Origin of the sequence: Microvirga lotononidis, from assembly GCF_034627025.1 — a bacterium.
Lineage (GTDB): Bacteria > Pseudomonadota > Alphaproteobacteria > Rhizobiales > Beijerinckiaceae > Microvirga > Microvirga lotononidis.
In genome coordinates this window covers 1,041,557-1,068,396 of sequence record NZ_CP141048.1, presented here as the reverse complement: position 1 = coordinate 1,068,396, position 26,840 = coordinate 1,041,557, and the positions used below count along the sequence as shown (strand labels likewise).

23 protein-coding genes are annotated in these 26,840 nt (G+C 66.0%); 19 read left to right on the top strand and 4 right to left on the bottom strand.

The window, feature by feature from the left end; all coding sequences use genetic code 11:
* Position 1 precedes the first annotated feature (1 nt).
* The 10 genes from U0023_RS05010 (at position 2) to tolB (ending at position 8,696) form a co-directional block, all read left to right on the top strand.
* Positions 2 to 694, top strand: a complete 693-nt coding sequence (locus U0023_RS05010; protein WP_009763432.1) for an exopolysaccharide biosynthesis protein — start codon at positions 2 to 4, stop codon at positions 692 to 694.
* A gap of 248 nt (positions 695 to 942) precedes the next feature.
* On the top strand, positions 943 to 1,689 hold the full coding sequence (locus U0023_RS05005) for a YebC/PmpR family DNA-binding transcriptional regulator (protein ID WP_009763433.1): 747 nt from the start codon (positions 943 to 945) through the stop codon (positions 1,687 to 1,689).
* Between the two features lie 107 nt (positions 1,690 to 1,796).
* Entirely contained in the window at positions 1,797 to 2,300 is a 504-nt protein-coding gene (ruvC, locus tag U0023_RS05000; protein ID WP_009763434.1) for a crossover junction endodeoxyribonuclease RuvC, read from the top strand.
* 160 nt (positions 2,301 to 2,460) lie between these two features.
* Positions 2,461 to 3,078, top strand: a complete 618-nt coding sequence (ruvA, locus tag U0023_RS04995) for a Holliday junction branch migration protein RuvA (RefSeq protein WP_009763435.1) — start codon at positions 2,461 to 2,463, stop codon at positions 3,076 to 3,078.
* Between the two features lie 93 nt (positions 3,079 to 3,171).
* On the top strand, positions 3,172 to 4,218 hold the full coding sequence (gene ruvB, locus U0023_RS04990; RefSeq protein ID WP_009763436.1) for a Holliday junction branch migration DNA helicase RuvB: 1,047 nt from the start codon (positions 3,172 to 3,174) through the stop codon (positions 4,216 to 4,218).
* 46 nt (positions 4,219 to 4,264) lie between these two features.
* Positions 4,265 to 4,672, top strand: a complete 408-nt coding sequence (gene ybgC, locus U0023_RS04985; RefSeq protein ID WP_040639013.1) for a tol-pal system-associated acyl-CoA thioesterase — start codon at positions 4,265 to 4,267, stop codon at positions 4,670 to 4,672.
* 305 nt (positions 4,673 to 4,977) lie between these two features.
* Positions 4,978 to 5,721: a protein TolQ gene (tolQ, locus tag U0023_RS04980; RefSeq protein WP_009763438.1), complete on the top strand. Its 744-nt coding sequence runs from the start codon at positions 4,978 to 4,980 to the stop codon at positions 5,719 to 5,721.
* Between the two features lie 12 nt (positions 5,722 to 5,733).
* The gene (locus tag U0023_RS04975) at positions 5,734 to 6,180 is read left to right on the top strand and encodes an ExbD/TolR family protein (RefSeq protein ID WP_009763439.1); all 447 of its coding nucleotides are present in this window, start codon (positions 5,734 to 5,736) and stop codon (positions 6,178 to 6,180) included.
* Positions 6,181 to 6,209: 29 nt separating this feature from the next.
* The gene (gene tolA, locus U0023_RS04970) at positions 6,210 to 7,334 is read left to right on the top strand and encodes a cell envelope integrity protein TolA (protein ID WP_009763440.1); all 1,125 of its coding nucleotides are present in this window, start codon (positions 6,210 to 6,212) and stop codon (positions 7,332 to 7,334) included.
* Between the two features lie 27 nt (positions 7,335 to 7,361).
* The gene (tolB, locus tag U0023_RS04965; RefSeq protein WP_009763441.1) at positions 7,362 to 8,696 is read left to right on the top strand and encodes a Tol-Pal system beta propeller repeat protein TolB; all 1,335 of its coding nucleotides are present in this window, start codon (positions 7,362 to 7,364) and stop codon (positions 8,694 to 8,696) included.
* A 41-nt stretch (positions 8,697 to 8,737) separates the two neighbouring features.
* On the opposite strand, the gene U0023_RS04960 is transcribed toward tolB, so the two are convergent.
* Both U0023_RS04960 and U0023_RS04955 read right to left on the bottom strand, forming a co-directional pair.
* Positions 8,738 to 9,352, bottom strand: a complete 615-nt coding sequence (locus U0023_RS04960) for an HdeD family acid-resistance protein (protein WP_009763442.1) — start codon at positions 9,350 to 9,352, stop codon at positions 8,738 to 8,740.
* A 201-nt stretch (positions 9,353 to 9,553) separates the two neighbouring features.
* Positions 9,554 to 11,065 carry a phospholipase D-like domain-containing protein gene (locus tag U0023_RS04955; RefSeq protein ID WP_009763443.1) on the bottom strand — a complete coding sequence of 504 codons (1,512 nt, stop codon included), beginning with the start codon at positions 11,063 to 11,065 and terminating at the stop codon, positions 9,554 to 9,556.
* Positions 11,066 to 11,324: 259 nt separating this feature from the next.
* On the opposite strand from U0023_RS04955, the gene pal reads away from it, so the two are divergent.
* The 5 genes from pal (at position 11,325) to glmM (ending at position 17,609) form a co-directional block, all read left to right on the top strand.
* Entirely contained in the window at positions 11,325 to 11,825 is a 501-nt protein-coding gene (gene pal / locus U0023_RS04950) for a peptidoglycan-associated lipoprotein Pal (protein WP_009763444.1), read from the top strand.
* A gap of 112 nt (positions 11,826 to 11,937) precedes the next feature.
* Positions 11,938 to 12,903 carry a tol-pal system protein YbgF gene (gene ybgF / locus U0023_RS04945; protein WP_009763445.1) on the top strand — a complete coding sequence of 322 codons (966 nt, stop codon included), beginning with the start codon at positions 11,938 to 11,940 and terminating at the stop codon, positions 12,901 to 12,903.
* A 31-nt stretch (positions 12,904 to 12,934) separates the two neighbouring features.
* Complete coding sequence (gene tilS, locus U0023_RS04940; RefSeq protein WP_009763446.1) at positions 12,935 to 13,960, top strand: tRNA lysidine(34) synthetase TilS; 1,026 nt, start codon at positions 12,935 to 12,937, stop codon at positions 13,958 to 13,960.
* Between the two features lie 145 nt (positions 13,961 to 14,105).
* On the top strand, positions 14,106 to 16,025 hold the full coding sequence (gene ftsH, locus U0023_RS04935; protein ID WP_009763447.1) for an ATP-dependent zinc metalloprotease FtsH: 1,920 nt from the start codon (positions 14,106 to 14,108) through the stop codon (positions 16,023 to 16,025).
* 228 nt (positions 16,026 to 16,253) lie between these two features.
* Positions 16,254 to 17,609 carry a phosphoglucosamine mutase gene (gene glmM / locus U0023_RS04930; protein WP_009763448.1) on the top strand — a complete coding sequence of 452 codons (1,356 nt, stop codon included), beginning with the start codon at positions 16,254 to 16,256 and terminating at the stop codon, positions 17,607 to 17,609.
* A gap of 208 nt (positions 17,610 to 17,817) precedes the next feature.
* Here the strand turns inward: glmM and U0023_RS04925 are convergent, their stop codons facing one another.
* Positions 17,818 to 20,979, bottom strand: coding sequence for an efflux RND transporter permease subunit (locus U0023_RS04925; protein WP_009763449.1), 3,162 nt, complete (start codon positions 20,977 to 20,979; stop codon positions 17,818 to 17,820).
* A 58-nt stretch (positions 20,980 to 21,037) separates the two neighbouring features.
* Positions 21,038 to 22,309, bottom strand: a complete 1,272-nt coding sequence (locus U0023_RS04920) for an efflux RND transporter periplasmic adaptor subunit (protein WP_009763450.1) — start codon at positions 22,307 to 22,309, stop codon at positions 21,038 to 21,040.
* 209 nt (positions 22,310 to 22,518) lie between these two features.
* Between U0023_RS04920 and U0023_RS04915 the strand changes: the two genes are divergently transcribed.
* The 4 genes from U0023_RS04915 to serA all read left to right on the top strand — a co-directional run bounded on the left by U0023_RS04915 (position 22,519) and on the right by serA (position 26,828).
* Complete coding sequence (locus tag U0023_RS04915; protein ID WP_245272988.1) at positions 22,519 to 23,313, top strand: hypothetical protein; 795 nt, start codon at positions 22,519 to 22,521, stop codon at positions 23,311 to 23,313.
* A 35-nt stretch (positions 23,314 to 23,348) separates the two neighbouring features.
* Positions 23,349 to 23,693: a hypothetical protein gene (locus U0023_RS04910; protein ID WP_040638690.1), complete on the top strand. Its 345-nt coding sequence runs from the start codon at positions 23,349 to 23,351 to the stop codon at positions 23,691 to 23,693.
* Between the two features lie 190 nt (positions 23,694 to 23,883).
* Positions 23,884 to 25,056 carry a phosphoserine transaminase gene (locus U0023_RS04905; protein ID WP_009763453.1) on the top strand — a complete coding sequence of 391 codons (1,173 nt, stop codon included), beginning with the start codon at positions 23,884 to 23,886 and terminating at the stop codon, positions 25,054 to 25,056.
* A 179-nt stretch (positions 25,057 to 25,235) separates the two neighbouring features.
* On the top strand, positions 25,236 to 26,828 hold the full coding sequence (serA, locus tag U0023_RS04900; RefSeq protein WP_009763454.1) for a phosphoglycerate dehydrogenase: 1,593 nt from the start codon (positions 25,236 to 25,238) through the stop codon (positions 26,826 to 26,828).
* Positions 26,829 to 26,840: the final 12 nt, after the last annotated feature.

Genomic DNA, 26,840 nt, shown 5'->3' with positions numbered 1-26,840 from the left:
GGTGGACGCCAAGATCGAGCCGGCCAGCGCCAAACGACCCCCTTACCATGAGGAAAGCGAGCTCCATCGCGCCCACGAGCACCAGAGCGCCTCCGCGGTTCTGCGCGCCGTGATCGACGAGGCCAAGGGCGAGACGATCTCCATTCGAGAGATCATCGAGGCCTTCGGCGAGCGCGCCTTCGGCTTCGTGCTGATCCTGTTTTCCCTGCCGAATTGCGTGCCGGCCCCGCCCGGCATTGCCGGCATCGTCGGCACGCCGGTACTGATCTTCGGCATTCAGATGATGCTGGGCCATACGAGACCCTGGCTGCCGGGCTTCATCCTGCGGCGCAGCGTCTCCACGGCGAAGTTCAAGCGCCTCATCGACATCGCGGAGCCGAAGCTCCAGAAGCTCGAGAGCTACTGCAAGCCTCGCCTGCTCCCGCTCTTCGGACCGTTCGGGGATCGGGTGGCCGGGTTCTTCGCGTTCCTGGTGGCCGTATCGGTGCTGATCCCGTTCCCTGGAACCAATTTTCCGCCCTCCATCGCGCTCGTCATCGCGTCCATCGCCATCATGGAGGAGGACGGCTATCTCCTGATCGTCGGGTACCTGATCGGCCTAGCCGGGCTCGCCTATACGGCCACGGTGCTGGGCGCCTCCTATCACCTGATCCTGGCGACCATCCACAACCTGCCGTCCTGGCTCGGGTTCTAAAGCATCGGACCCAAAAGTGGATTCCACTTTTGGGATCCAATCCGATGCCTTCTTTTTGAATGAGAGCATCGTTTCGAGCGGAAAACCGGATCCACTTTTCCGCACGATGCTCTCGTTTTTCAGGAACCTGTCGAGAGGGCCTTTGCCTCAGGCCCTTCGCCGCCTTATAAGCCTGCCATCGTCAACTTTTCAGGCCTGACGGGCGCTTGTCCATAAGCCGCCTTCGGCCCAACTATCCGGAGATCCCGATGGCCGGGCATTCACAATTCAAGAATATCATGCACCGCAAGGGCAAGGTCGATGCGGTGCGCTCCAAGGTGTTTTCCAAGCTCGCCCGCGAAATCACCGTGGCGGCCAAGATGGGCATGCCCGACCCCAACATGAACCCGCGCCTGCGCGCCGCGATCCTCGCCGCCCGCGCCGAGAACATGCCCAAGGACAACATCCAGCGCGCCATCAACAAGGCCTCCGGCGGCGACGCGGAGAACTACGACGAGATCCGCTATGAGGGCTACGGTCCCGGCGGCGCCGCCATCATCGTCGAGGCGATGACCGACAACCGCAACCGCACCGCCTCCGACATCCGCTCCTACTTCACCAAGAGCGGCGGCAACCTGGCCGAAACCGGCGCCGTCTCCTTCATGTTCGACCGGGTCGGCTATATCGAGTTCGGTCCCGACGTGGCGGATGCCGATGCCATGCTGGAAGCCGCCATCGATGCCGGCGCCGACGACGTGGTCTCTTCCGAGAACGGCCACGAGATTTATTGCGACCAGGGCTCCCTCAACGAGGTGACCAAGGCGCTCGAGGACAAGTTCGGCGAGCCCAAGGCCTCCAAGCTCGTCTGGAAACCCCAGACCCCGGTCGCGGTCGACGATGAGACCGGCGAGAAGCTCATGAAGCTCATGGAATCGCTGGAGGAGCACGACGACGTGCAGAGCGTCTACGGAAACTTCGAGCTCTCCGATGCCCTGATGCAGAAGATGGCGGAGTGATATTGGTTGTGCGTCATGCCCGGGTCTGAACCGGGCATCCACGTCTTCTTAACCGTTGATGGCGTGGATGGCCGGATCAAGTCCGGCCATGACGATGGAGAAAGAAAGTGACCGAACGCGTCCGAATCCTCGGCCTGGATCCTGGCCTGCGCAACACGGGCTGGGGCGTCATCACGGTCGAGGGGACGAAGCTTTCCTATGTGGCCTGCGGGGTCGTGACGTCGGACGGCGACCTCGACCTGGCGCTTCGCCTCAAGCAGATCCACGACCGGCTGACCGAGGTGATCCGGACCTGGACGCCCGACGAGGTCTCCGTCGAGGAAACCTTCGTCAACAAGGACGCCCAGGCGACCCTGAAGCTCGGACAGGCCCGCGCCATGTCCCTGCTGGTCCCGGCCCTGCACGGCCTGCCGGTGGCGGAATACGGGGCGAACCAGGTGAAGAAGACCGTGGTGGGCGTGGGACACGCCGAGAAGGACCAGGTCCAGGCCATGGTCAGGATCCTGCTGCCCAAGGCCGAGTTCAAGAAGGCGGATGCCGCCGACGCGCTCGCCATCGCCATCGCCCACGCCCATCACCGTAAGGCCCGCGCTTTGGTGGCGAGCCTCTGAGAAGCATCATCCCGGACGCAGCGTAAGCGAAGACCCGGCCCGTTGTGAGAACAAAGCGCGACCAAAGGCTTCCTTTTCAGGAGAAACAGTGTTTTATCCTGCACACGATCCCGGGTTCTGCTCCGCAGCCCCGGGATGACCATGAGGAGCGAAGACTGACGTGATCGGCAAACTCAAAGGCGTGGTGGATTCCTATGGCGAGGATTTCGTGATCCTCGACGTGCACGGGGTCGGCTATGTGGTCCATTGCTCCTCCCGCACCCTCCAGAATTTGCCGTCCACCGGCGAGGCGGCGACCCTGTCCATCGAGACCTATGTGCGCGAGGACATGATCCGTCTGTTCGGCTTCCGGTCGGATTCGGAGCGCGAATGGTTCCGCCTGCTCCAGTCGGTTCAGGGCGTCGGTTCCAAGGTGGCCCTCGGCATTCTTTCGGTGCTCGACCCCGGCAGCCTCGCCACCGCCATCGCCACTGGCGACAAGGCCTCCGTGGCGCGCGGCCCCGGCGTCGGTCCCAAGCTCGCCCAGCGCATCGTCTCCGAACTCAAGGATAAGGCCCCGGCCTTCTCCCCGGTCGACCCGGCCCTCATCCGCCTCACCGGCGCCGTGGAGGACAAGAGCGCGCCCGCCCCGGTGGCCGATGCCATCTCGGCGCTCGTCAATCTCGGCTACCCCCAGGTCCAGGCGTCCGCCGCCGTGGCTGCCGCCATGAAGCAGGCGGGCGACGAGGCCGAGGCGAAGACGCTGATCAGGCTAGGGCTGAGGGAGCTGGCTCGGTAGGTCAGCTTCAGTCAACGTTCCTGTTTTGATCTTGTTAAGAATGGCGTATTAGAGCGTCATCGCCTATATGAAGTCCCTGGAAGGTAAGCCTCTTTGACCGATTCCCGCCGCCTGCTCAGCCCTGAAAAGCGCGAGGACGATGTCGATGCGTCGATCCGGCCGCTCTCGCTCGACGATTTCACGGGCCAGAAGGCCGCGCGGGCCAATCTCCAGGTCTTCATCGATGCCGCCAAGGCGCGCGGCGACGCCCTCGACCACGTGCTCTTCGTCGGCCCGCCGGGGCTGGGCAAGACCACGCTGGCGCAGATCGTGGCGCGCGAGCTCGGGGTCAATTTCCGCTCGACCTCCGGCCCGGTGATCGCCAAGGCGGGCGATCTGGCGGCCCAACTCACCAATCTCGAAGAGCGCGACGTGCTCTTCATCGACGAGATCCACCGCCTCAACCCGGCGGTCGAGGAAATCCTCTATCCGGCCATGGAGGATTACCAGCTCGACCTGATCATCGGCGAAGGCCCGGCCGCGCGCTCGGTGAAGATCGAGCTGCCGAAATTCACGCTTGTGGGCGCCACCACCCGGGCGGGCCTGCTCACCACGCCGCTGCGCGACCGGTTCGGCATTCCGATCCGGCTTGAGTTCTACACCGTCGACGAGCTGGAGCTGATCGTGCGGCGCGGCGCCCGCGTGCTGGGATTGGGCATGAGCGAGGAGGGCGCGAACGAGATCGCCCGCCGCTCGCGCGGCACGCCCCGCATCGCCGGGCGCCTGCTGCGCCGCGTGCGCGACTTCGCCATCGTGGAGGGCGTCCAGACCGTTTCGCGCGATCTCGCCGACAAGTCCCTGCGCCTCCTGGACGTGGACCCCATCGGCCTCGACCTGATGGACCGCAAGTACCTGACCATGATCGCCAATTCCTTCGGTGGCGGCCCGGTCGGCATCGAGACCATCGCGGCGGCTCTGTCCGAGCCCCGCGACGCCATCGAGGACATCATCGAACCCTATCTCATCCAGAAGGGCTTCGTGCAGCGCACTCCGCGCGGCCGCATCCTCACGCCCCACGCCTTCAAGCATCTCGGCATCCCCGAGCCGTCTCGCGAGACCTCGACGCAGTTCGGGCTGTTCAACGGGGACGGGGATGAGTGACAGGCGCGAACAGCAAGGCGTTGTCGGCTCTCACCTCTCCGGCTTCATGCAGGACGGCGCGCACGTTCTCCCCATCCGCGTCTATTACGAGGACACGGACTTCTCCGCCCGCGTCTATCACGCGAGCTATCTGCGCTTCATGGAGCGCGGACGCACGGAGCTCCTGCGGGCCGTCGAGGTGGCGCAGTCCGACCTCCATGCGGATATGGGCGGGCTCGCCTTCGTGGTGCGCAAGATGGCCATCGACTTCCTCGGCGGCGCCGTCATGGACGACGTGCTCACCATCGTGACCCGGCCGAAGGAGATGCGCGGCGCCTCCATGACGCTCTCCCAGGAGGTGCGCCGGGGCGACGAGGTGCTCGTGAGGGCCGACGTGATGGTCGCGGCCGTCCGGGGAGGGCGGGCGGTCCGGATCCCCGACGAGCTGCGGGCGGCGCTGAGCGCGAATTCCTAGGACTGCAACCTGCCCCATGGTCAGGACGCGCGGGGGCTCTGCCTCCAGTGCATGTCAGCCGGAATTTCCATATTTATTTCAGGGTATTCGCCTCTGCGCGGCCGCAGTTAAACCAGACCTTAACCTTACCCTGTGCCTAACAGGTGACGGTCTGGAATGATCGCGAGTCTTGTGACCCGGTGCCCTTATTTTCGACAGATTCAGGGGCGAACGAACGGTAATACAAGAACAGATTTTCCTAGAACCTGTTGCGGGACGCCCTGGATTGCCTTCCGGGACTGCTCCAAGAGCGAGGACGAGAGATTATGAACCCGGCTGATGTGGCCCAGGCCGTCCCTGTGGCCCACGAACTGTCCTTCTTCGGCCTGTTCTGGCAGGCTCATTTCATCGTCAAGCTCGTGATGCTGGGCCTGCTCGCGGCCTCCGTCTGGTGCTGGGCCATCATCATCGACAAGACGCTGCTTTACTCCCGCTCCAAGCGCGCCATGGACCGCTTCGAGGACGTATTCTGGTCCGGCCAGTCGCTCGAGGAGCTTTATCGCTCCCTCCAGAGCCGCCCGGCCACGGGGCTCGCCGCCGTGTTCGTCGCCGCCATGCGCGAATGGAAGCGCTCCTTCGAGGGCTCGGGACGCTCGTTCCAGAGCCTGCCGCAGCGCATCGACAAGGTGCTCGACGTCACCATCCAGCGCGAGGTGGAGCGACTGAACTCCCGCCTGACGGTGCTGGCCTCCATCGGATCTGCCGGCCCCTATATCGGCCTGTTCGGCACGGTCGTGGGCATCATGAATTCCTTCACGTCCATCGCGGCCTCCAAGAACACGAGCCTCGCCGTCGTGGCGCCCGGCATCGCGGAGGCGCTGTTCGCCACCGCCATCGGCCTGTTCGCGGCCATTCCGGCGGTGCTCGCCTACAACAAGCTGCAATCGGAGGTCGGCAAGCTCCAGACCCGGTTGGAGGGCTTCGCCGACGAATTCTCGGCCATCCTGTCGCGCCAGATCGACGAGCGCATCGGCGGCCATGCGGGGCATCACCCCGCCAATGCCGCGTAAGGGAGACCGGGCATGGCCATGATGGCAGGAGCGGCGGGAGGCGGCGGACGGCGGCGCAGGCGCGGCCGGACTCCCGGGGCGATCAACGAGATCAACATGACGCCGTTCATCGACGTCATGCTGGTGCTGCTCATCATCTTCATGGTGGCCGCGCCCATGATGACCGCCGGCGTGCCGCTCGACCTGCCGCAGACCAAGGCCGCGCCGCTGAATTCCGACGCGACGCCCGTGACGCTCTCCATCAAGGCGACCGGTCAGGTGTTCCTGGGCGAGACCGAGCTGGTGGACGAGGCCATCGTCGGCAAGCTCGCGGAAGTGTCGAAGTCGGGCTTCGACGAGCGGATTTTCGTGCGCGGGGACAAGAAGGTCGATTACGGGCGCGTCGCGCAGGTGATGTCGATCGTGACCACGGCAGGCTACAAGCGCGTCGCCCTCGTGACCGAGGTCGATCAGCGCTGAGCGGGATTGAGGACAAGGGGCAAACACACGTGGCGTTGAAGCTGAAATTCAACACCTCCGAGCCGGGCCTTTGGGTCTCGGGCGTCACGCATGCGTCGCTGTTGGCCGCCGCCCTGATCGGCCTGTCGGTCGGGAGCGAGTTCCCCCCCGCCGAGGAAGGCATCCCGGTCGAGATCATCACCGACAACCAGCTTTCGCAGATCACCAAGGGCGAAACGAACGCCAAGGCTCCGCAGCCGAAGCCGCGCGCCGAGCGCGTCGCCGACAAGGCCGAGCTCAAGGATCCGGGCGATGACAAGCGCGACGCGCCGGCCCCGCCCAAGAGGCCGGCCGAGATGAAGGTCGCCGAGAAGGAAGAGCCGGTCGCCGCCCAGCCTCCGCCGCCCGCGCCGCCCACGCGCTCGCAGGAGGAAAAGGCCGCCCAGGCCAAGGCCGAGGAAGAAAAGAAGCTGCAGGAAAAAGCGGAAGCCGAGGCGATCGAAAAGGCCAAGGCCGCCGAGCAGGCCAAGATCGAGGCGGAAGCCAAGGCGAAGGCCGAAGCGGAGGCGAAAGCCAAGGCGGATGCCGAGGCCAAGAAGATCGCCGAGGCGAAGGCCAAAGCGAAGGCCGAAGCCGAAGCCAAGGCGAAAGCGGAGGCCGAGAAGAAGCTCGCGGAAGCCAAGGCCAAGGAAGAGGCCGAGGCCAAGGCGCGCAAGGAAGCCCAGCTCGCCAAGAAGCTCGACATGGGCGACCTGAAGCAGTTCCTGGACAGCAAGGAAAAGCACCAGTCCACCGGCGCGACCGGGCCGGAGGTGCAGAAGACGGCCGCCCTCGGCACCGCGACAGGATCCTCCGCGAAGCTCTCCCCAAGCCTGCGCGATGCGCTCATCGGGATCCTGGTGTCGCAGATCGAGCGCTGCTACAGCGCGCCGATCTCTGCATCGGGCGGCCAGGTGACCGCACCCATCCTCGACATCCGCCTGAACCAGGACGGATCGCTCAGCACCGAACCCCGGATCCTCCAGGCGGGGAGCAGCTCGACCGACCGTGCGGTCGCCGATGCGGCCGTCCGGGCCATTCGCAAGTGCCGCCAGTTCGAGATTCCGGCGAAGTTCGTCCCGTATTACGCGGATTGGAAAGTATTGAACGTCCAGTTCGATCCTCCTCTCTCTTAAAGCCCTTCAAGCTTGAGACACCATCCCATGATCACTCGCTTCGTTTCCCGTCTTCTCGTCGCGCTCGCCGTCGTCATGCCGATGGCGGCCCTCGCGCCGTCCGCACAGGCCCAGCTCTCGTTCCGCGTCGGTCCCGGCGGGCAGTTCCAGCCCATGCCCATCGCCGTTGCCGATTTCTCCGGCGAGGGCGATCTCGGCCAGCGGGTCTCCGGCATCATCACGAGCAACCTGCAGCGCTCGGGCTACTTCGCGCCGCTCGACAAGTCCCGTTTCCCGGAGCGTCCGTCCTTCGACGCTGCGCCGCGTTTCGACGCCTGGAGGATGGCGGGCGCGCAGGCCCTCGTCACGGGCCGCGTCTCGCGCGATCCGGCGGGCCGTCTTCGCGCCGAGTTCCGCCTGTGGGACATCGAGTCGGGCCAGCAGCTCACCGGCCAGCAATACGTGACTGACGCCAATTTCTGGCGCCGCGTCGGCCACATCATCTCGGATGCGGTCTACACCAAGGTGACGGGCTTCGGCGGCTTCTTCGACACGCGCATCGTGTTCGTCGATGAATCGGGTCCGAAGGAGAACCGCCGCAAGCGGCTCGCGATCATGGACCAGGACGGCGCGAACGTGCGCTACCTGACTCAAGGAGACACGTCGGTCGTGACGCCGCGCTACTCGCCCGCCACGCAGGACATCACCTATTCGGCCCAGGCCGAGGGCCAACAGCCGCGCGTCCAGGTGATCAACCTGGAGACCGGCACCCGCCAGGTGCTCGGCAACTTCCCCGACATGGCCTCCTCGCCGCGCTTCGCGCCGGACGGACAGCGGATCGTCATGAGTCTGCAGCAGGGCGGCAACGCCAACATCTTCATGATGGACCTGGGCTCGCGCAACACCACGCGCCTGACCTCCACCGCCGCCATCGACACCTCGCCGTCCTTCTCGCCGGACGGCAGCCAGATCGTGTTCGAGAGCGACCGCGGCGGCAAGCAGCAGATCTATGCCATGAACGCGGACGGCTCGAACCAGCGCCGCATCTCCTTCGGCGACGGCTCCTATTCGCAGCCGGCCTGGTCGCCGCGCGGCGACTACATCGCCTTCACCAAGCAGCGCGCGGGCGGCTTCGCCATCGGCATCATGAAGCCCGACGGCTCGGGCGAGCGCATCCTGACGGAAGGCTTCCACAACGAGAGCCCGACCTGGGCGCCGAACGGTCAGTACATCCTGTTCTTCCGCGATCCAGGCGGACAGGCCGGCGGCAAGCTCTACATGGTCGACATCACCGGCCGCGTGGAGCAGCCGGTGCCGACCCCGTCCTTCGCGTCCGACCCGACCTGGTCGCCGCTGTTGAGCGAAAGCCGGCAGAGCAACTGATCAGACGAGAAAAGGGCCCCGGCGGGGCCCTTTTTTATGGCTCAGGCCCGCAGCGGCGTCGCGCCGCCGGGTTCGTCCCTGTAGCCCTTGAGCTTGAACGCGAGCATCAGGAGCGAAATGCCGAACACGAGCGCGTAGGCTCCCAGCCACCAGGTCAGCACCACGGCGCCCACGAGAGGCGCCACCAGCAGCGAGACGCCGAAGAGCACCGACACGATGCCGCTGAAGATCATCCAGCCGCGGCCGTAGGCCGGGTTCAGCTTGAACGCCGCGACGATCATCAGGACGCCGGTGATCAGCGACCACACGGCCATCAGGGTGACGAAGAACACGACCGTCAGTCCCGGCATCATGAACGCGATGACGCCGACCAGGATGTCCAGGATCCCTTCGAGGATCAGGAGGCCCCAGCGCTGGTTGTTGGACGCGGCCCTGACCGCGGCGATGATCCCGAACACGCCGTCGACCAGCATATAGGCGGCGAAGACCCAGACCAGCGACAGGAGCGTGGCTCCGGGCATGAAGAAGGCGATGAGCGCGAAGATGATCGCGAAGACGCCGCGAAGAGCCAGGGCCCACCAGTTCTGGGCCAGGATCCGGCTCATGGCATGGGTGCGGTCAAGGGTGTCGAAAGGGCCGGTGGTGCCTGTAGCCATAGGAAGTCCTCCTCGAAAAGGGACATTCAGCCTTGAGCATCGGACCCAAAAGTGGATCGCACTTTTGGGATTCGATCCGATGCCTCACTCTTGGACGGGCGCATCGTTCGGTGCGGAAAACCGGATCCACTTTTCCGCACGATGCGCCTGCTCCAGAAACGCCAAGCTTGACCGTTGGTTTCCCGGTTCTTCGTTCGGCTTCTACTCTCCCGGCGAAGTCTCGCTCTCTCTGATCTTGGTCAGCCTGCGCCGCAGGGCAAGCTTGCGGCGTCTGAGGCGCACGCGGCGCTTGAGGCGGAGGGCGCGGATGAGGAGCGCGAGGCCGAGCCAAATGAGACCGATGACGATCGGCGACACGATCAGGACGGGGAAGGCCGTTACCAGGATGGCCAGCGCCAGCAGCGCTCCGCCGATGATGGCGACGCTGCTCGCCTCGGTGGCCGTGAGCGAGCGCGAGCCGACGGCCTTGCCGACCGTGCTCGACAGGGCGAGGGCACCCGCCGCCAGCCGGCGGACGCCGCCTTTCTTGAAGCGGTGGCCCCGGCGCGAGCGCATGTTCCGGGCCTGACGGCGTCTCGACTGCCAGCCGGGCACGATCTCGGTCGCATTGGCGAGATCCGCCAGGTACATCGCCTCCATGGCTTCGGCGAAATGGGCGTCCTCGACCACCACGTCGAGCTCCCAGTTGGTCGCCCAGCTGGCAATGTTGAGATTGGTGGAGCCGACGCGCGCCCAGCGGCCATCGACCACGGCGGTCTTGGCATGGAGCATCGAGCCGTTCCACTCGAAGACCCGGATCCCGGCCTCGATCAGCGAGCGATAGCCGGCGCGCACCACCGGCTGCAGGGCGGGGACGTCGCTCGATCCGGGAACGAGGAGCCGCACGTCCACCCCGTCGCGGGCGGCTTCGCCCAGAGCCTGCACGTAGGATGTCGTGGCGACGAAATAGGCGTCCGTGAGCCAGAGGTTGCGCTGGGCCGTCGCGGCGATGAACTGGTCGACCCGGTAGGTCCGGAACATGCCGGGTTCGCCGCTGATGACCCGGGCGGCCACCGAGCCGGCCTGCGGGATCAGGTCCGCATGGGGCAGCTCGGATTTCGGGATCGCCTTCATGCCCGCGAGAACCCAGCTCTCGGCGAAGGTCGCATCGAGGTCGGCCACCACCGGGCCTTCAAGGGAAAGGCCGGTGTCGCGCCATGGCTCGGCGCCGTTCTTGCCGACCCAGTTGTCGGAGATGCACAGGCCCGACACGAAGGCGATGCGCCCGTCGACCGTGATCAGCTTGCGATGGTTGCGCCGGATCCAGAACGGGTCGGTCAGGCGGGGCGGATTGAAGACGCGGGCCTCGACGCCCGCCTCACGGAGCCGACGCCAGTAATGGGGCAGGGCGCGGAACGAGGATCCGAGCCAGTCGTAGAGCACCCGCACACGAACGCCGGCGCGGGCACGTTCCATCAGGGCCTCGGCGAACTCGCGTCCCGTATCGTCATCGGCGATGATGAAGTTCTCGAAATGGACGACTTCCTTCGCCGACCGGATCGCCTTCAGCCAAGCGGGATAGTTCTCCCGCGAATCGCGGAGGAGGGCGATGGCGTTGCCCTGGCGCAGGTCGCTGTCGGCGATGCGCGAGAAGGCGCGCTCGAGGCGCAGATCGTCCAGGGCTTTGCGATAGGGATGCGCATGGCTTCCGGGCTGGGTCGTCACGATGTTCATGACCTCTCAACGCTCGAAACAGGCAATCGGCAGCAGCCCAGCTTCATCGGCCGGCATTCTCCTAACTTTGGGGTAGGAATAAACGCGGCAGCCCGAAACCGTTCACACTTGATTAACCCTAACCCCAACTTCCACAACTTGGCCATAATTCACCTTAATCCCCGGAAGTCCCTTCGCGGTTGACGGAACCCTCCCTTAACCATCCTCCCGATATGAAAGACACAACGTTCGGCAAACGTATGTGTAAGGAGTATTGCCAATGATGACGCTGCGCGCCGTCAAGTTCGCCGCTGCTATCGTCCTCGCCCTCGGGGCGGCGGCGTGTTCGTCCAACAAAGATGGTATGGCCGATGGAGCCGGAGGCTTCGGGGCCGGCGGTGCCGCCACCCCGGGCAGCGCCCAGGATTTCGTCGTCAACGTGGGTGACCGCGTGTTCTTCGAGACCGACTCGACCGACCTCACCCCCACGGCGGTCGCGACCCTCGACAAGCAGGCCCAGTGGCTGCAGCGCTACCCGCAATACACCTTCATCCTCGAAGGCCATGCGGACGAGCGCGGCACCCGCGAGTACAACTACTCGCTGTCCGCCCGCCGCGCCCAGGTCGTCCGCGACTACCTGATCTCCCGCGGCATCCCGGGCAACCGCTTCCGTACCGTGTCCTACGGCAAGGAGCGTCCGGTCGCGGTCTGCAACGACATCTCCTGTTGGTCGCAGAACCGCCGCGCGGTCACCGTGCTCGGCGGCGGGGCCGGGGCATAAAGCCCCACCCATTCAAGCCCTCGTGAACCCGCAAAGCGCCGCCACATTCTCGCCGTGGCGGCGCTTTTGTGTTATCGGCCTCCTCGTTCGAGGACCCTCACGGTATCCCAGCATGTTTCGACGCCTGTTTGTCTTTTCAGCCTTTGCTCTCGCTCTGGCCACGACCTCGGTCTTTCCCGCCGCCGCTCAGGATGCGGCCGACGCGATCGTGCGCCTGAACCGGCTCGAGAGCCAGTTCCGCCAGCTCTCCGGCCAGATGGAGCAGCTCCAATACGAGAACCGCCAGCTCAAGGAGCAGCTCCGCAAGTTCCAGGAGGACGTGGAGTTCCGCTTCCAGGAGAGAAGCGGCGGCTCGCGCTCCGCGACCCCGCCGACCGCGACGCCGTCGCGTCCCGCCCAGCCGGCGCCGGCCCAGCCTCAGCGCCGGAGCGACGTATTCGATCCCTCCCAAGCGCCGGATGCCCCCGGCGCTCCGCGTCCGCTCGGCACCACGGCGCCGTCCACCCCTCTGACGGCGGACGCGAATCGCCCCATGCCGCTGCCCGGCGGGCAGCTTGCGGAGTTGATCGAGCAGGATGAGCAGGGCCTCGACGGCGCTCCGATGGACGGCGGCGGGCATGAGGGTATGACAGGCCTTCCGCAGGGGGCCCTTGCCGAGCGCCCCGGCCCGAGCGTCGCGGCGACGAGCGTGGGCAACCCGCGCTCCGATTTCGACGCGGCCTATGCCTCGTTCACGCAGAAGCAGTACGACCAGGCCGAGATGGGCTTTCGCCGCTTCCTCCAGTCCAATCCCCGGGACAAGCTCGTGCCCGAGGCAACCTTCTGGCTAGGCGAGACGTATCTTCAGCGTGGCCGCTACCGCGAGGCCGCGGAGCAGTTCCTGAACGTCACGGCGGAGCATCCCGATGCCGCCAAGGCGCCCGATTCCCTGTTGCGGCTCGGCATCTCCCTGAACGGGCTCGGCGCCAAGGATCGCGCCTGTGCCGTCCTCGCGGAGCTCGACCGAAAGTATCCCCAGGCCTCGGCTCCCGTCCGCCAGGCGTCCGACCGCGAGCAGAAGCGCATCAAGTGCAGCTGAGCCGCTGACGATTTTCGACAAGGGCCGCGTGATGGCCGCGTCTCCGCCTCCCGATGATGCGCTCTCGGACGACGGGCTGGAGCATCTCTTTACTTCCTTGAACCACGCCGCGGGCATCATCGCGGCCGTATCCGGCGGCCCCGATTCGATCGCCCTGATGCATCTGCTCGCCCGCTGGCGCGTGGCCGGCTCCCGGCCTCCCATTCTGGTCGTCACCGTCGATCACGGCCTCCGGCCCGAGGCCGCCGACGAGGCCGCCTTCGTCGCCCGGGAAGCCGACGCTCTGGGCCTGCGGCACCGGATTCTCGCCTGGGCGGGAGACAAGCCCCGGACCGGTATCCAGGAGGCCGCCCGGGAGGCGCGCTACCGGCTCCTCGCCGATCTTGCCCATGCGGCCGGGGCGTCGCATCTCGTCACGGCCCATACCCTCGACGACCAGGCCGAGACGATCATGATGCGTCTGGCCCGGGGCTCGGGCCTTGCCGGGCTCGCAGGCATGCGCCGGGAGACGGAGCGTCGCGGCATCGTCCATGCGAGGCCGCTTCTCGGATGGCCGAAGGCGCGCCTTCTCGATCTCTGCCGGAGCCAGGGCTGGCGCTTCGTCGAGGACCCGTCCAATGCGAACACGCTCTATGCCCGTGTCCGTTGGCGCAGGCTCATGCCGCTTCTCGCGGCAGAAGGGCTCGATGCCGAGCGCCTGTCCCGCTTCGCCGAGCGCGCCGCCCGGGCGGACGAGGCCCTCGACCTGAAGGCGCGGGAAGCCCTGGAAGGGGCGGGACTCGTCGAAGAAGGCGGGCGCCTTTCGTTCAGGGGCGGCATCCTTGCGAGCGAGCCCCTTGAAATCGCCCTGCGGGCGTTGGAGCAGGCCCTTCGCAGGGCGGGCTTCGGGCTCGATAACAGCCGTCTGAACCGGCTCGAAACCTGCGCGGAGCGTCTGAGAAGGGCCGTCGGGGCAGGGGAGGCCTTGAACCTCACCATCGCCGGGGCGCTCGTGCAGCTGGATCGCGCGGGCAAGGTTTCGATCGGACCGGAACCGCCGCGGCGGCGGGGTCGTTAGCCAAATCTCTTAGCCAACGTTATCGGATCGCGCCGTATAGGCGCCGCATTCCCTTGGCAAGGCGAGACGGTGTGCCTACATTGAGTTTAACCGCACGGGGAGACCTCCCCGCGCTTCATCTCCCTCTGGGGCAGAACCTGATCCGATGAATTCAAATTTCCGCAACTTCGCCTTGTGGGTCGTCATCTTCCTCCTGGTGCTGGCGCTCGTGACCCTTTTCCAGAGCCCGGGCCAACGGGGCGGCGGCAGCGATATCGCCTATAGCCAGCTCCTCAGCGAGGCCGATGCGGGACGCATCACCAGCGTCGTCATCTCCGGTCCGGAGATCAGCGGCACCTACACGGACGGCCGCACCTTCACGACCTATGCGCCGAGCGACCCGATGCTCGTGACGAAGCTGCAGCAGAAGGGCGTGCAGATCACTGCCCGTCCGCAGTCGGATTCGACCCCCTGGTTCATCGCGGTCCTCATGAACATCCTGCCCATCGCGCTCTTCATCGGCGCCTGGGTGTTCCTGTCGCGCCAGATGCAGAGCGGCGCCGGCCGGGCCATGGGCTTTGGCAAGTCCAAGGCGAAGCTCCTGACGGAGGCCCATGGCCGCGTCACGTTCGATGACGTCGCCGGCATCGACGAGGCCAAGGAAGACCTGCAGGAGGTCGTGGAATTCCTGCGCGATCCGCAGAAGTTCCAGCGCCTCGGCGGCCGGATCCCGCGCGGCGTGCTGCTCGTCGGCCCCCCCGGCACCGGTAAGACCCTGACGGCTCGCGCGGTCGCCGGCGAGGCCAACGTGCCGTTCTTCACCATCTCGGGCTCGGACTTCGTCGAGATGTTCGTCGGCGTCGGCGCCTCCCGCGTGCGCGACATGTTCGAGCAGGCGAAGAAGAACGCCCCCTGCATCATCTTCATCGACGAAATCGACGCGGTCGGCCGCCATCGCGGCGCCGGCCTCGGCGGCGGCAACGACGAGCGCGAGCAGACCCTCAACCAGCTCCTCGTGGAGATGGACGGCTTCGAGGCCAACGAGGGCGTGATCATCATCGCGGCCACCAACCGTCCCGACGTGCTCGACCCGGCGCTCCTGCGCCCGGGCCGCTTCGACCGCCAGATCGTCGTCCCCAATCCGGACGTGGTCGGCCGCGAGAAGATCCTGCGCGTCCACGTGCGCAAGGTGCCGCTGGCGCCCGACGTGGACCTGAAGGTCATCGCCCGCGGCACCCCCGGCTTCTCGGGCGCCGACCTCATGAATCTCGTCAACGAAGCGGCGCTGCTCGCCGCCCGCCGCGGCAAGCGCATCGTGACCATGCGCGAGTTCGAGGACGCCAAGGACAAGGTGATGATGGGCGCCGAGCGCCGCACCCTCGTCATGACCGACGACGAGAAGCGCCTGACCGCCTATCACGAGGCCGGCCACGCCATCGTGGCGCTCAACGTCCCGGCCACCGACCCGGTGCACAAGGCCACCATCATCCCGCGCGGCCGCGCGCTGGGCATGGTCATGCAGCTGCCCGAGCGGGACAAGCTGTCCATGTCCTACGAGCAGATGACCTCGCGCCTGGCCATCATGATGGGCGGCCGCATCGCCGAGGAGATGATCTTCGGCAAGGACAAGGTCACCTCGGGCGCCCAGTCCGACATCGAGCAGGCGACCCGTCTCGCCCGCATGATGGTGACCCGCTGGGGCTTCTCGCCCGAGCTCGGCACCGTCGCCTATGGCGAGAACCAGGACGAGGTGTTCCTCGGCATGCAGATGGGCCGCCAGCAGAACGTGTCGGAGGCCACCGCCCAGAAGATCGACTCGGAGGTTCGCCGCCTGGTCGAGGACGGGCTCAACGATGCCCGGCGGATCCTGACCGAGAAGGCGCACGACCTCGAGGCCCTGGCCCGCGGCCTGCTCGAATACGAGACCCTGACCGGCGAGGAGATCCGCAATCTTCTCGACGGCCAGCCTCCGGTGCGCGACACCGGCGAGGCTATCACTCCCAGCCGCGGCTCCGCCGTGCCCACCGCCGGCCGCGGCCGGCCGCGGGAGAGCGACGGGGGCATGGAGCCCCAGCCGCAGGCCTGAAGAGGCAGTCTGTAACCCGTAAAATCCAGAGCGCCCGCCCTATGGCGGGCGTTCTCTTTTGTTTACCTCAAAGATCTAATACTCCCTAAGGACTCGACCGAAGGCTGTAACAATCGCTTATCACTTGTGATGGCGCGCATTGGCTCTGAAGCCTTGACCGAATTCAGGGAGGTTGCTTTGAAAAAGCCAAGGCGCGGATTAGCGCTACGGAATGCGGAGACAAAGCACGTGCGTAAATACTTCGGGACCGATGGAATTCGGGGCCGTGCCAACGGGATCATCACGCCGGATCTGGCCCTCAGGGTCGGGCAGGCGGCCGGGATCATGTTCCAGCAGCGCGGCGAATACCGACACCGGGTCGTGATCGGCAAGGATACGCGGCTGTCCGGCTACATGATCGAATCGGCCCTCCAGGCCGGGTTCACCTCGGTCGGCATGGACGTGCTCCTGCTCGGTCCGATCCCGACCCCGGCGGTCGCCATGCTGACGCGCTCCATGCGGTGCGACCTGGGCGTCATGATCTCCGCCTCCCACAATCCCTACGAGGACAACGGCATCAAGCTGTTCGGTCCCGACGGATTCAAGCTCAGCGACGAGATGGAGCTTCAGATCGAGGCTCTGATCGATTCCGACCTGACGCGGCGTCTGGCCGATTCCGCCACCCTCGGCCGCGCCAAGCGCATCGAGAGCGTCCAGGCCCGCTACATCGAGTTCGCCAAGCGGACCTTGCCGCGCCAGATCGACCTGGAAGGCATGCGCGTCGTGATCGATTGCGCCAACGGCGCCGGCTACAAGGTCGCCCCGGAGGCCCTGTGGGAACTGGGCGCCGAGGTCATGTCCATCGGAGTCGAGCCCAACGGCTTCAACATCAACCACGATGTCGGCTCCACCGCGCCGGATGCCCTGATCCACAAGGTGCGCGAGCTGCGCGCCGATGTCGGCATCGCCCTCGACGGCGACGCGGACCGGGTGCTGATCGTCGACGAGAAGGGCCACAAGGTCGACGGCGACCAGCTCATGGGCGTCGTCGCCCGGTCCTGGAAGGAGGACGGCCGCCTCTCGCAGGCCGGCATCGTCGCGACGATCATGTCCAATCTCGGCCTGGAGCGGTACCTGAACGGCCTGGGCCTCGGACTCGTGCGCACCGCCGTCGGCGACCGTTACGTGCTCGAGCACATGCGGGCCAACGGCTACAATCTCGGCGGCGAGCAGTCGGGCCACATCATCATGTCCGACTACACCACCACCGGCGACGGCCTGGTGGCGGCGCTCCAGCTGCTGGCGGTGGTCAAGAGCCTGGGCAAGCCCGTCTCGGAAGTCTGCCATTGCTTCGAGCCGCTGCCGCAGGTGCTCAAGAACGTGCGCTACAAGTCCGGCAAGCCCCTGCAGGAAGCCTCGGTCATCAAGGCCATCGAGTCCGGCCGCGAGACCCTCGGCAATGGCGGCCGCCTCGTGATCCGCCCCTCCGGCACCGAGCCCGTGATCCGGGTCATGGGCGAGGGCGACAACGCGGACCTCGTCAACCGCGTGGTGGACGACGTGGTGGAAGCCGTTACCCAGGCGGCGTCCAAGGCTGCGGCTTAAGAACCTCGCCCTTCTCGTTTCAAAGTAAAAGCCCCGGCGGGATGATCGCCGGGGCTTTTACTTTACCCGCGTCATCACCGGTCTCATGCCGGTGATCCCGTTCACTTGAAGTGCCGAGCTCTTCCAATCGGGATGGCCGGCACAAGGCCGGCCATGACGTGGCAGGGTGTGAGCGCAAGGCTTCCCGGCAAGGCCGAGAGACCCGGCCTCACTCCGCCGCTTGCGCCGGCGGCACGTCCTTCCTCCGCGACGGCAGGTCGTCCCCGTGAGCCACTTGGCCCGTCTCGGCGCGGAGCTTGTCGAGCAGCTCGCTCACGTAGGTTGCGGGCTTGGTGAAGCCGCCGATGAGCAGGTAGATCGACGGGACCACGAGCATCGTCAGCATGGTCGACACCGTGACGCCGCCGACGATCACCGACCCGATGGCGTTGCGCGCCTCGGCGCCGGCGCCGGTGGACCAGGCGAGCGGGATGGCGCCGCCGATCATGGCGATCGAGGTCATCAGGATCGGCCGCAGGCGCATGACCGAGGCCTCGATCACCGCATCCCGCACCGAATATCCGCGCTCGCGCAGCTGGTTCGAGAATTCGACGATCAGGATGCCGTTCTTGGTCATGAGGCCGATGAGCAGGATCATGCCGATCTGGCTGTAGATGTTGAGCGTCTGGCCCGTGATGAACAGGGCCAGCAATCCGCCCGTCACCGCGAGCGGCACGGTGAGCATGATGATGAACGGGTTGATCCAGCTCTCGAACTGCGCGGCCAGGACCAGGAACACCACCAGGAGCGCCATGGCGAAGGTCAGGTAGATCGCGCCGGTGGAATCCAGGAAGTCCTTGGACTGGCCCGTATAGCCGATGCGCACCTCCGCCGGCAGGTTGTCGCGCACGATCTGCTGGAGGATGTCCAGGCCTTCGCCGATGGAGACGCCCGGCGCCAGCGAGGACTGGATCGTGATCGACCGCAGGCGGTCGAACCGGTTCAGCGCCTGCGGGGCGGCCGATTCCGTCAGGGTCACGAAGGAGGAGAGCGGAACGAGTTCGCCGTTGGCGGCGCGCACGAAGGTGTTGGTGAGGTCGTTGGGCGTCGCGCGGTCCTGGGCGCGGGCGCGCATGATCACCGGGTATTCGTCGCCGCGGCTGACGAAGGTCGAGACTTCGGTCTCGCCGAACATCAGCTGGAGCGTGTTGCCGATGTCTTCCACGGAGACGCCGAGATCGGCGGCGCGCTGACGGTCGATCTGCACGCGGATGTCCGGCTGCGACTCGCGGTAGTTGGAGTCCATGTTGACGAACTTGCCGGTCTCCTGGGCCTTCTGCATGACGATGTCGCGCCAGCCGCGGATCGTCTCGTAATCGGGTCCGCCGAGCACGAACTGGATCGGCTGGCCGAAGCCGCCTGCGCCGCCGAAGGCCGGCGGATTGACCACCGACACGCGGGCTCCGGGGAAGTTCGACACCTTCGGAGTCATCTGGCGCACGATGTCCTGCTGGGTCTGGGTTCGCTCCTCCCAGGGCACGAGGCGCACGATCACAATGCCCTCGTTGACCGGGGAGGGGCGTGCGAAGCCCGGGGCCACCTGGCTCAGCATCGAGGCGACGAGGCCCTGCTCCTGCAGGGGCATGAGGGCCTTCTCGACCTCTTTCACCCGGTCGCGGGTATAGTCGAGGCTCGCGCCTTCCGGCGCCTGGAGGCGGACGATGATGGCGCCGCGATCCTCCGTCGGGGCGAATTCCTTCGGCAGGGACTGGAACAGGCCGTAGGCCGACAGCGAGACCAGGAAGCCGACGAAGAGAATGACCACCGGAACCCCGAGGGCGCGGGAGAGCAGCCAGCGATAGCCGCCGTTCATCTTCTCGAAGAGCGGCTCGGTCATGCGCTGGATCCGGCCATGGGCGGGAACCATGAGCTTCGAGCACAGCATCGGGGTGAGCGTGCGCGCGACGACGCCGGAGAAGAAGATCGCGGCCGCGAGGGTGATGCCGAACTCGCGGAAGAGCTTGCCCGTGTTGCCGGTCATGAAGGCGAGCGGCACGAACACGGCCATGAGGGTCGCCGTGGTGGCGATCACCGCGAAGCCGATCTCGCGGGCGCCGTCGAAGGAGGCGAGCAGCGGCGGCTGGCCTTCCTCGATGCGCCGGTGCACGTTCTCGATCTCCACGATGGCGTCGTCCACCACGATGCCGATGGCGAGCACGATGGCAAGCAGGGTCAGCACGTTGATGGATGCGCCGAAGAAGGCCATGACCATGAAGGCCGCGATGATCGAGACGGGAATCGCCACCATGGCCACGATGGTGGAGCGCCAGTCGCGCAGGAAGAGCAGGATCACCAGGATCACGAGCGCGACGCCTTCCACCAGCGTGTGCAGCACGCCCTCGATGGAGGCGCGGATGAACTGGCTTTCGTCATAGGCGACTTCCGCCGTCGTGCCGGGCGGCAGCGAGCCCTTGAGCTCCTCCAGCTCCTTGCGCACGCCGTCGACGACGGACAGCGTGTTGGCGGTCGACTGGCGCACGACGCCGAGACCGATGGCGGTCTCGCCCGATTGGTAGAACTCGAACCGGGTGTCCTCGGGGCCTACCTCGACCTGGGCGACCTCGCCGAGCCGGACCAGGTAACCGTTCTTGCTGCTGACGATGACCTGCTGGAACTGCTCGGGCGTCGCGAGGCGGGAATCGGTCTTGACGGTGAATTCGCGCTGGCTCGACTCGATCCGGCCGCCCGGCAGCTCCACGTTCTGGCGCTTGATGGCGGTTTCGAGGTCCTGCACGGTCAGGCCGCGGGCGGCGAGCGCCGGCCGGTCGACCCAGATCCGCATGGCGTAGCGGCGCTCGCCGCTGAGGTTCACGTTGGCCACGCCCGGCACGGTGGAGAGGCGGTCCACGTAGACGCGCTTGAGAAAATCGCTGAGTTCGAGTGCATCGAGGGTGGTGGACGTGACGCCCACCCACAGGATCGCCGAGGCGTTCGCATCGACCTTGCGGACCACGGGCGTGTCGGCGCCGTCCGGCAGTCGTCCGGTGACGCGGGAGATGGCGTCGCGCACGTCGGAGGTGGCAGCCTCCGGATCGCGGGAGACCTCGAACTCGATCGAGACCGACGAACGGTCGTTCTGGCTCTGGGACGTGATCTGGCGGATGCCCTCGATGCCCGCCACCGCGCCCTCGATGATCTCCGTCACCCGGCTCTCGATCACCTCGTTCGAGGCGCCGCGATAGACGGTGGAAACCGATACGACCGGGCGGTCGACCTGCGGATACTCGCGAACCGGCAGGTTCATGAGCGATGCGAGGCCGCCCACGATCAGCAGCAGGCTGACCACGACGGCGAAGACGGGACGGCGAATGAAGAGGTCTGAAACCTGCATATCGGCTCGGCTCTATACCAGTAAAACGAAAACCTCCCGCCGAAGCGGGAGACAAAGACTACTTCCGCTCGGCGGCCTGTGCGGCGCCGATGGCCTGGGGCACGTTCAGCGAGGAGCGGGAGGGCTGCTCCCGATTGGCTGCCGGAACGGGCGCGGCCGGCGCGCCCGAGCCCACCGGGCGGGCGACGACCTCGGCCCCGGGGCGCACGCGCTGGACGCCCAGCACGACGATGGTCTCGCCGGCCTTCAGCCCGTCGACCACCTCGACCTTGCCGCCCTGGCGCTGGCCGATGGTGATGACGCGGCGCTCAACCTTGTTGTCCTTCACCGGATAGATGATGTGGCGCAGGCCCTCGCTGACGATGGCCTCCTCGGGCACCACGACGGCGTCGTCCTTGGTCGACACTTCGAGGGCCACCGACAGGAACATGCCGGGCTTCAGGGCCTCGTCTGCATTATCGAACTCGGCCGTCAGGCGGGCCGTGCGGGTCGTCTGGTCAACGCGCGGGTCGATGGTGGAAACGCTGCCCTTGAAGGTGCGGTCCTTATAGGCCGCCGAGGTAGCGTTGACCGTCTGGCCAGGCTTGAGCCGGCCCAGGAGGTTTTCCGGCACCGCGAAGTCGAGGCGCACCTTGGACAGGTCGTCCAGGGAGGTGATGCGGGTGCCCGGAGCCACATAGGCGCCGAGGGAAACGGAGCGGGTGCCGACCCGTCCGGCGAAGGGCGCGCGGATGATCAGATCCTCGAGGCGGGCTTCGGCCGCCTTGCGCTGGGCGCGGGCGGACGCGATCGAGCCGTCGAGCGACTTGATCTGCGCGGTCAGGTCCTCGACCTGGGCTCCGGTGCCGGCGCCGGTGCGGCTGAGCGCCTGGGCGCGTTCCAGCTTGATGGCGACTTCGTTCCGGAGGGCTTCGGCGCGACCGGCCTCGGCGATGGTCTGCTCGATCTCGGCCCGCCGCTCGGCGGCGTCGAACTGGACCAGCATGTCGCCGGCCTTGACCTTCTGACCTTCGTTGAAGCCGATTTCGCCGACGATGCCTGCCACCTTGGCGGTCACGGTGATCGATTCATAGGCACGGACCGTGCCGACCGATTCCCGGGTCTCGACGATGCGCCCGGTCTTGACCGTATCGACGTCCACGGTCGCGGGACCGGTCGGGCCGCCGCGTCCGCGGCCTCCGGGAGCGACGGCCTGCTGGCCTGCGGGTTGGCCCACATACGCGCCGATCACGGGCAGATTGGCCAGATGGCCGCCCTGGTAGGCGTACCAGCCGCCAAAGCCTGCTGCCCCCAGCACGGCAATGACAGCGAGTTGACCGGACACACGCATGCTCGCTCCTAACTCAGTCGTTCGACCTTATTGGCTTCTTGGTCGTAATTGTCGGAAGTGTTCCTAGCATAATACATGCCAAGCGCTGCGAACATAACGCAGCAAGCACGATGTTTTGTATTACGATTTCGTAATCTCAATTTCTTCCGGACGAGGTCAGGAGTTCAGCCAGACTCAGAAGTTGCGACAAGCTTGACAATGTTCATCATTTGTTCTATGAATTAATTCATACTTTTGAATGGATTTTTTATGGATTCGTGGACTTTGGAGGAGAATTGGAGGGCAGCCCGTTACGCGCTCTCGCTCAATTGGAGCTTCGGCGACTGCGCCTGTCCCTGATTCTCAAACGGTTCAACCCGAGCCAGCCGCGCGTGCCCGCTGGGAATCCCGGCGGTGGGCGTTGGACGGACGGAGGAGATGGCGAGGGTTCTTCGCGCATCGAGTTCGTTTCCAACCGCCCCAGACAAGGTGGCGGCACCCGCGTCATTCGCGGTCGAGCCTACGAGACGACGCCAGCTCAAGAGGTGCGCCTCGACGTGTCGGCTGCCCGTGCCCGGGCTCTGGTGCAGGAGGTCCAACGACACGATCCGAACTGGCGACCGACGCCGATCATCTACGAGGGAGTCGAGGGGGCCATCCTCGCCAATGAAGCTGCAGCCATGCAGGCTGCGGCTCGCTTGAGGGAATTGCGCAGACCGGAGCCCGTCCGCGGACCAATGGAGGAAATCCTCATGCCCAACGGGCAGCATGTCGGGACGCGGTATAGGAGCGCGGACGACACGACGCGTACCGTAACGTCTTCCGAATTCAACAGCCTGCTCGAGACCCTTACGCCGGCCTCGCAGATCGTTCAGTCTCCTTCGGGGTATCGGGGTCTCTGGTATCGTCGCCCTGATGGATCAATTTTTGGTGTTAGACGAAGCGAAGAGAATGGCATCACAATCGATGTCATTCAGAACAATCATCCCATTCTAAGAAGCGGTTACAAAGTGCATCAGCAATGACACAGGAACTCAGGCATAAATATTTCGATCGCTCCATGAGCGAATGGATCAAGATGGTAGCCAACGAATTGCCGATCGATGCGGTCGGCATGTGGCAGATCGTGCCGGGTGGCCGACATGGCTTCGGTCTCGAAGGCGAGGCGTTGACGGATTATGTCCGTCGCTGCATCGCCGAGCTGCTGTCGCGCGGCGCCGTGCCGGTCATCGGCGGTGGGCTTGAGGGTGAGCACGAATGGATCGCGCAGCAGCAATATGGCTCACGGTCGGACGAGATCATCGAGAATGTCGTGCGCGAATGGCTTGCCAACGGAGCAAAGGACGAGGACCCCGGCGGCCTTTGGTTTGCCCGACGGGAGCGCGCTTGGTTTCCTCCGGCTTGAAGTGAGCATTTCATGCTGTGCGAAATGCAATGAATGAAAGAGGGCTTCCTTTAGGAGTCAATCTGGCGCGCGCGGCGGCACGCTCTAAAGTCGGTGCCAAATCGCCTTGACCCGCCTCGCCAGTTCCATCATACCAGTTGGCGGGACACCTCTCCCCACCGAGAGGCGCCCATCTGTAAGGATGGATTACATGACGAACCTGCCCGCCGCGCGTCCGCGCGCGCCCTTCTTTTCGTCCGGCCCCTGCGCGAAGCGCCCCGGATGGTCCTTAGCAAACCTGAAGACCGACAGCCTCGGCCGCTCGCACCGCGCGAAGCTCGGCAAGGCGCGCCTGAAGCTCGCCATCGACCTCACCCGCGAGGTGCTGGAGGTGCCGGCCGATTACCGCATCGGCATCGTGCCCGCCTCCGATACCGGCGCCGTCGAGATGGTGCTGTGGTCGATGCTGGGCGCCCGCCCTGTCGACATGCTGGCCTGGGAAAGCTTCGGCGAGGGCTGGGTCACGGACGTGGTGAAGCAGCTCAAGCTTGCCGACGCCCGCGTCATCAACGCGCCTTATGGCGAGCTTCCCGATCTCTCCCAGGTCGATACGAAGAACCGCGACGTGGTCTTCACCTGGAACGGCACCACTTCGGGGGTGCGCGTGCCGAACGCCGACTGGATCGCGGCCGACCGCGAGGGCCTGACGATCTGCGACGCCACCTCGGCGGCCTTCGCGCAGAAGCTCGACTTCTCGAAGCTCGATGTGGTGACCTTCTCCTGGCAGAAGGTGCTGGGGGGCGAAGCGGCCCACGGCATGCTCATTCTCTCGCCCCGCGCGGTGGAGCGGCTCGAGACCTACAAGCCTGCCTGGCCCCTGCCGAAGATCTTCCGCATGACCAAGGGCGGTAAGCTCATCGAGGGCATCTTCGAGGGTGAGACCATCAACACGCCTTCGATGCTCGCGGTCGAGGATTACATCGACGCGCTCGAATGGGCGAAGTCCATCGGCGGATTGAACGCGCTCGTCGCCAAGGCCGATGCCAACGCCAAGGTCATCCACGACTGGGTGGCGCGGACGCCCTGGATCGCCAACCTGGCCAAGGTTCCGGCCGCCGCCTCCAACACCAGCGTGTGCCTCGTGATCGCCGATCCGGATGTGGTGGCCAAGGGTCCCGAGGCCGTGGCGCAGGTCGCCAAGGGCATCACGGCCGCGCTCGACAAGGAGGGTGTCGCTCTCGACATCGGCGCCTATCGCGATGCGCCTCCCGGCCTCCGCATCTGGTGCGGCGCGACGGTCGAGCAATCCGACCTCGAAGCCCTGACGCCCTGGCTCGACTGGGCCTTCGCGCAGGAAAAGGCGAAGCTCGCGAAAGCGGCTTGATGCTGCATGGCCCTCTCCCCTCTGCGGGAGAGGGTGCCCTGCAAAGCAGGGCGGGAGAGGGGCGGCTTTCGATACGGGCTGCCTCGCCCATCCATAAGACCCGTTCTTCCCCTCTCCCGGCCTCGCTCCGCGAAGCCACCCTCTCCCGCAGAGAGGAGAGGGATTTCATAAGGTGCATCATGCCCGCTCCCCGCGTTCTCATTTCCGACGCTCTCTCTCCCGCCGCCGTGCAGATCTTCAAGGATCGCGGCATCGAGGTCGATTTCCAGCCGGATCTCGGCAAGGACAAGGAAAAGCTCAGCCAGATCATCGGCGACTACGACGGCCTCGCCATCCGGTCCGCCACCAAGGTGACGGCGAAGATCCTCGAACAGGCGAAGAACCTGAAGGTGATCGGCCGCGCCGGCATCGGCGTCGACAATGTCGAGATCCCCGCCGCCACGGCGAAGGGCATCATCGTCATGAACACGCCCTTCGGCAATTCCATCACCACGGCCGAGCACGCCATCGCGATGATGTTCGCCCTCGCGCGCCAGATCCCGCAGGCGGATGCCTCCACGCAGGCCGGCAAGTGGGAGAAGAACCGCTTCATGGGCGTCGAACTCACGGCCAAAGTGCTCGGCGTGATCGGCTGCGGCAATATCGGCTCCATCGTGGCCGACCGCGCCATCGGGTTGCGCATGAAGGTGATCGCCTACGATCCGTTCCTGTCGCCGGAGCGCGCGGTCGAAATCGGCGTGGAGAAGGTAGAGCTCGACGATCTCCTGCGCCGCGCCGACATCATCACGCTGCACGTGCCGATGACCGAGAAGACGAAGAACGTGCTCTCGGCCGAGAACATCGCCAGGACCAAGAAGGGCGTGCGCATCGTCAACTGCGCCCGCGGCGGTCTCGTCGACGAGGCGGCGCTGCGCGCGGCGCTCGATTCCGGCCATGTGGCGGGAGCTGCCTTCGACGTGTTCGTCGAGGAGCCTGCGACCTCCAATCCGCTCTTTGGGCATCCCAACGTGGTCTGCACGCCGCATCTCGGCGCGGCGACGACGGAAGCGCAGGAGAACGTGGCCCTGCAGGTGGCCGAGCAGATGTCGGATTACCTGCTGCAGGGCGCGATCCAGAACGCCGTGAACTTCCCGTCGATCACCGCCGAGGAGGCGCCGCGCCTGAAGCCGTTCGTGGCGCTCGCCGACAAGCTCGGCTCCTTCCTGGGTCAGCTCACGGAAGCGCCTATCAAGGGCATCCGCATCGAATACGAGGGCGCCGTCGCGGAGATGAACACCCGCGCGCTCACCTCCGCGGCGGTCACGGGCGTGCTGCGGCCCTTCCTGCAGGACATCAACATGGTGTCGGCGCCCATCGTCGCGCGCGAGCGCGGCATCACGGTGGAAGAGGTCAAGCGCGAGAGCGTGGCGCGCGATTACGAGAGCTTCATCCGCATCATCGTCGACGCGGAGGACATGGCGCGCCACGCGGGCGGCACCGTGTTCCAGGACGGCAAGCCGCGCGTGACCGAGATCCGCGACATCATGGTCGATGCCGAGTTCGCGCCGAACATGATCTACGTGCGCAACGACGACAAGCCCGGCTTCATCGGACGCTTCGGCACCTTGCTCGGGGAATCCGGCGTGAACGTCGCGACCTTCGCGCTCGGCCGCGACAAGCCCGGCGGCGATGCCATCTGCTTCGTGTCGGTGGACGAGCCCGTGTCGGACGAACTCCTGCGCAAGATCGAGGAGATCCCGCAGGTCAAGCGCGCCCGCGCGGTGCGGTTCTAAGACGCGCAGGAA

Coding starts and splice junctions, on each gene's coding strand:
- U0023_RS05005 (WP_009763433.1), top strand. CDS start 943: ATGGCCGGGCATTCACAATTCAAGAATATCATGCACCGCAAGGGCAAG.
- ybgC (WP_040639013.1), top strand. CDS start 4,265: ATGCAGGACGGCGCGCACGTTCTCCCCATCCGCGTCTATTACGAGGAC.
- tolQ (WP_009763438.1), top strand. CDS start 4,978: ATGAACCCGGCTGATGTGGCCCAGGCCGTCCCTGTGGCCCACGAACTG.
- U0023_RS04975 (WP_009763439.1), top strand. CDS start 5,734: ATGGCCATGATGGCAGGAGCGGCGGGAGGCGGCGGACGGCGGCGCAGG.
- tolB (WP_009763441.1), top strand. CDS start 7,362: ATGATCACTCGCTTCGTTTCCCGTCTTCTCGTCGCGCTCGCCGTCGTC.
- U0023_RS04960 (WP_009763442.1), bottom strand. CDS start 9,352: ATGGCTACAGGCACCACCGGCCCTTTCGACACCCTTGACCGCACCCAT.
- U0023_RS04955 (WP_009763443.1), bottom strand. CDS start 11,065: ATGAACATCGTGACGACCCAGCCCGGAAGCCATGCGCATCCCTATCGC.
- pal (WP_009763444.1), top strand. CDS start 11,325: ATGATGACGCTGCGCGCCGTCAAGTTCGCCGCTGCTATCGTCCTCGCC.
- ybgF (WP_009763445.1), top strand. CDS start 11,938: ATGTTTCGACGCCTGTTTGTCTTTTCAGCCTTTGCTCTCGCTCTGGCC.
- tilS (WP_009763446.1), top strand. CDS start 12,935: ATGGCCGCGTCTCCGCCTCCCGATGATGCGCTCTCGGACGACGGGCTG.
- ftsH (WP_009763447.1), top strand. CDS start 14,106: ATGAATTCAAATTTCCGCAACTTCGCCTTGTGGGTCGTCATCTTCCTC.
- U0023_RS04925 (WP_009763449.1), bottom strand. CDS start 20,979: ATGCAGGTTTCAGACCTCTTCATTCGCCGTCCCGTCTTCGCCGTCGTG.
- U0023_RS04920 (WP_009763450.1), bottom strand. CDS start 22,309: ATGCGTGTGTCCGGTCAACTCGCTGTCATTGCCGTGCTGGGGGCAGCA.
- U0023_RS04910 (WP_040638690.1), top strand. CDS start 23,349: ATGAGCGAATGGATCAAGATGGTAGCCAACGAATTGCCGATCGATGCG.
- U0023_RS04905 (WP_009763453.1), top strand. CDS start 23,884: ATGACGAACCTGCCCGCCGCGCGTCCGCGCGCGCCCTTCTTTTCGTCC.
- serA (WP_009763454.1), top strand. CDS start 25,236: ATGCCCGCTCCCCGCGTTCTCATTTCCGACGCTCTCTCTCCCGCCGCC.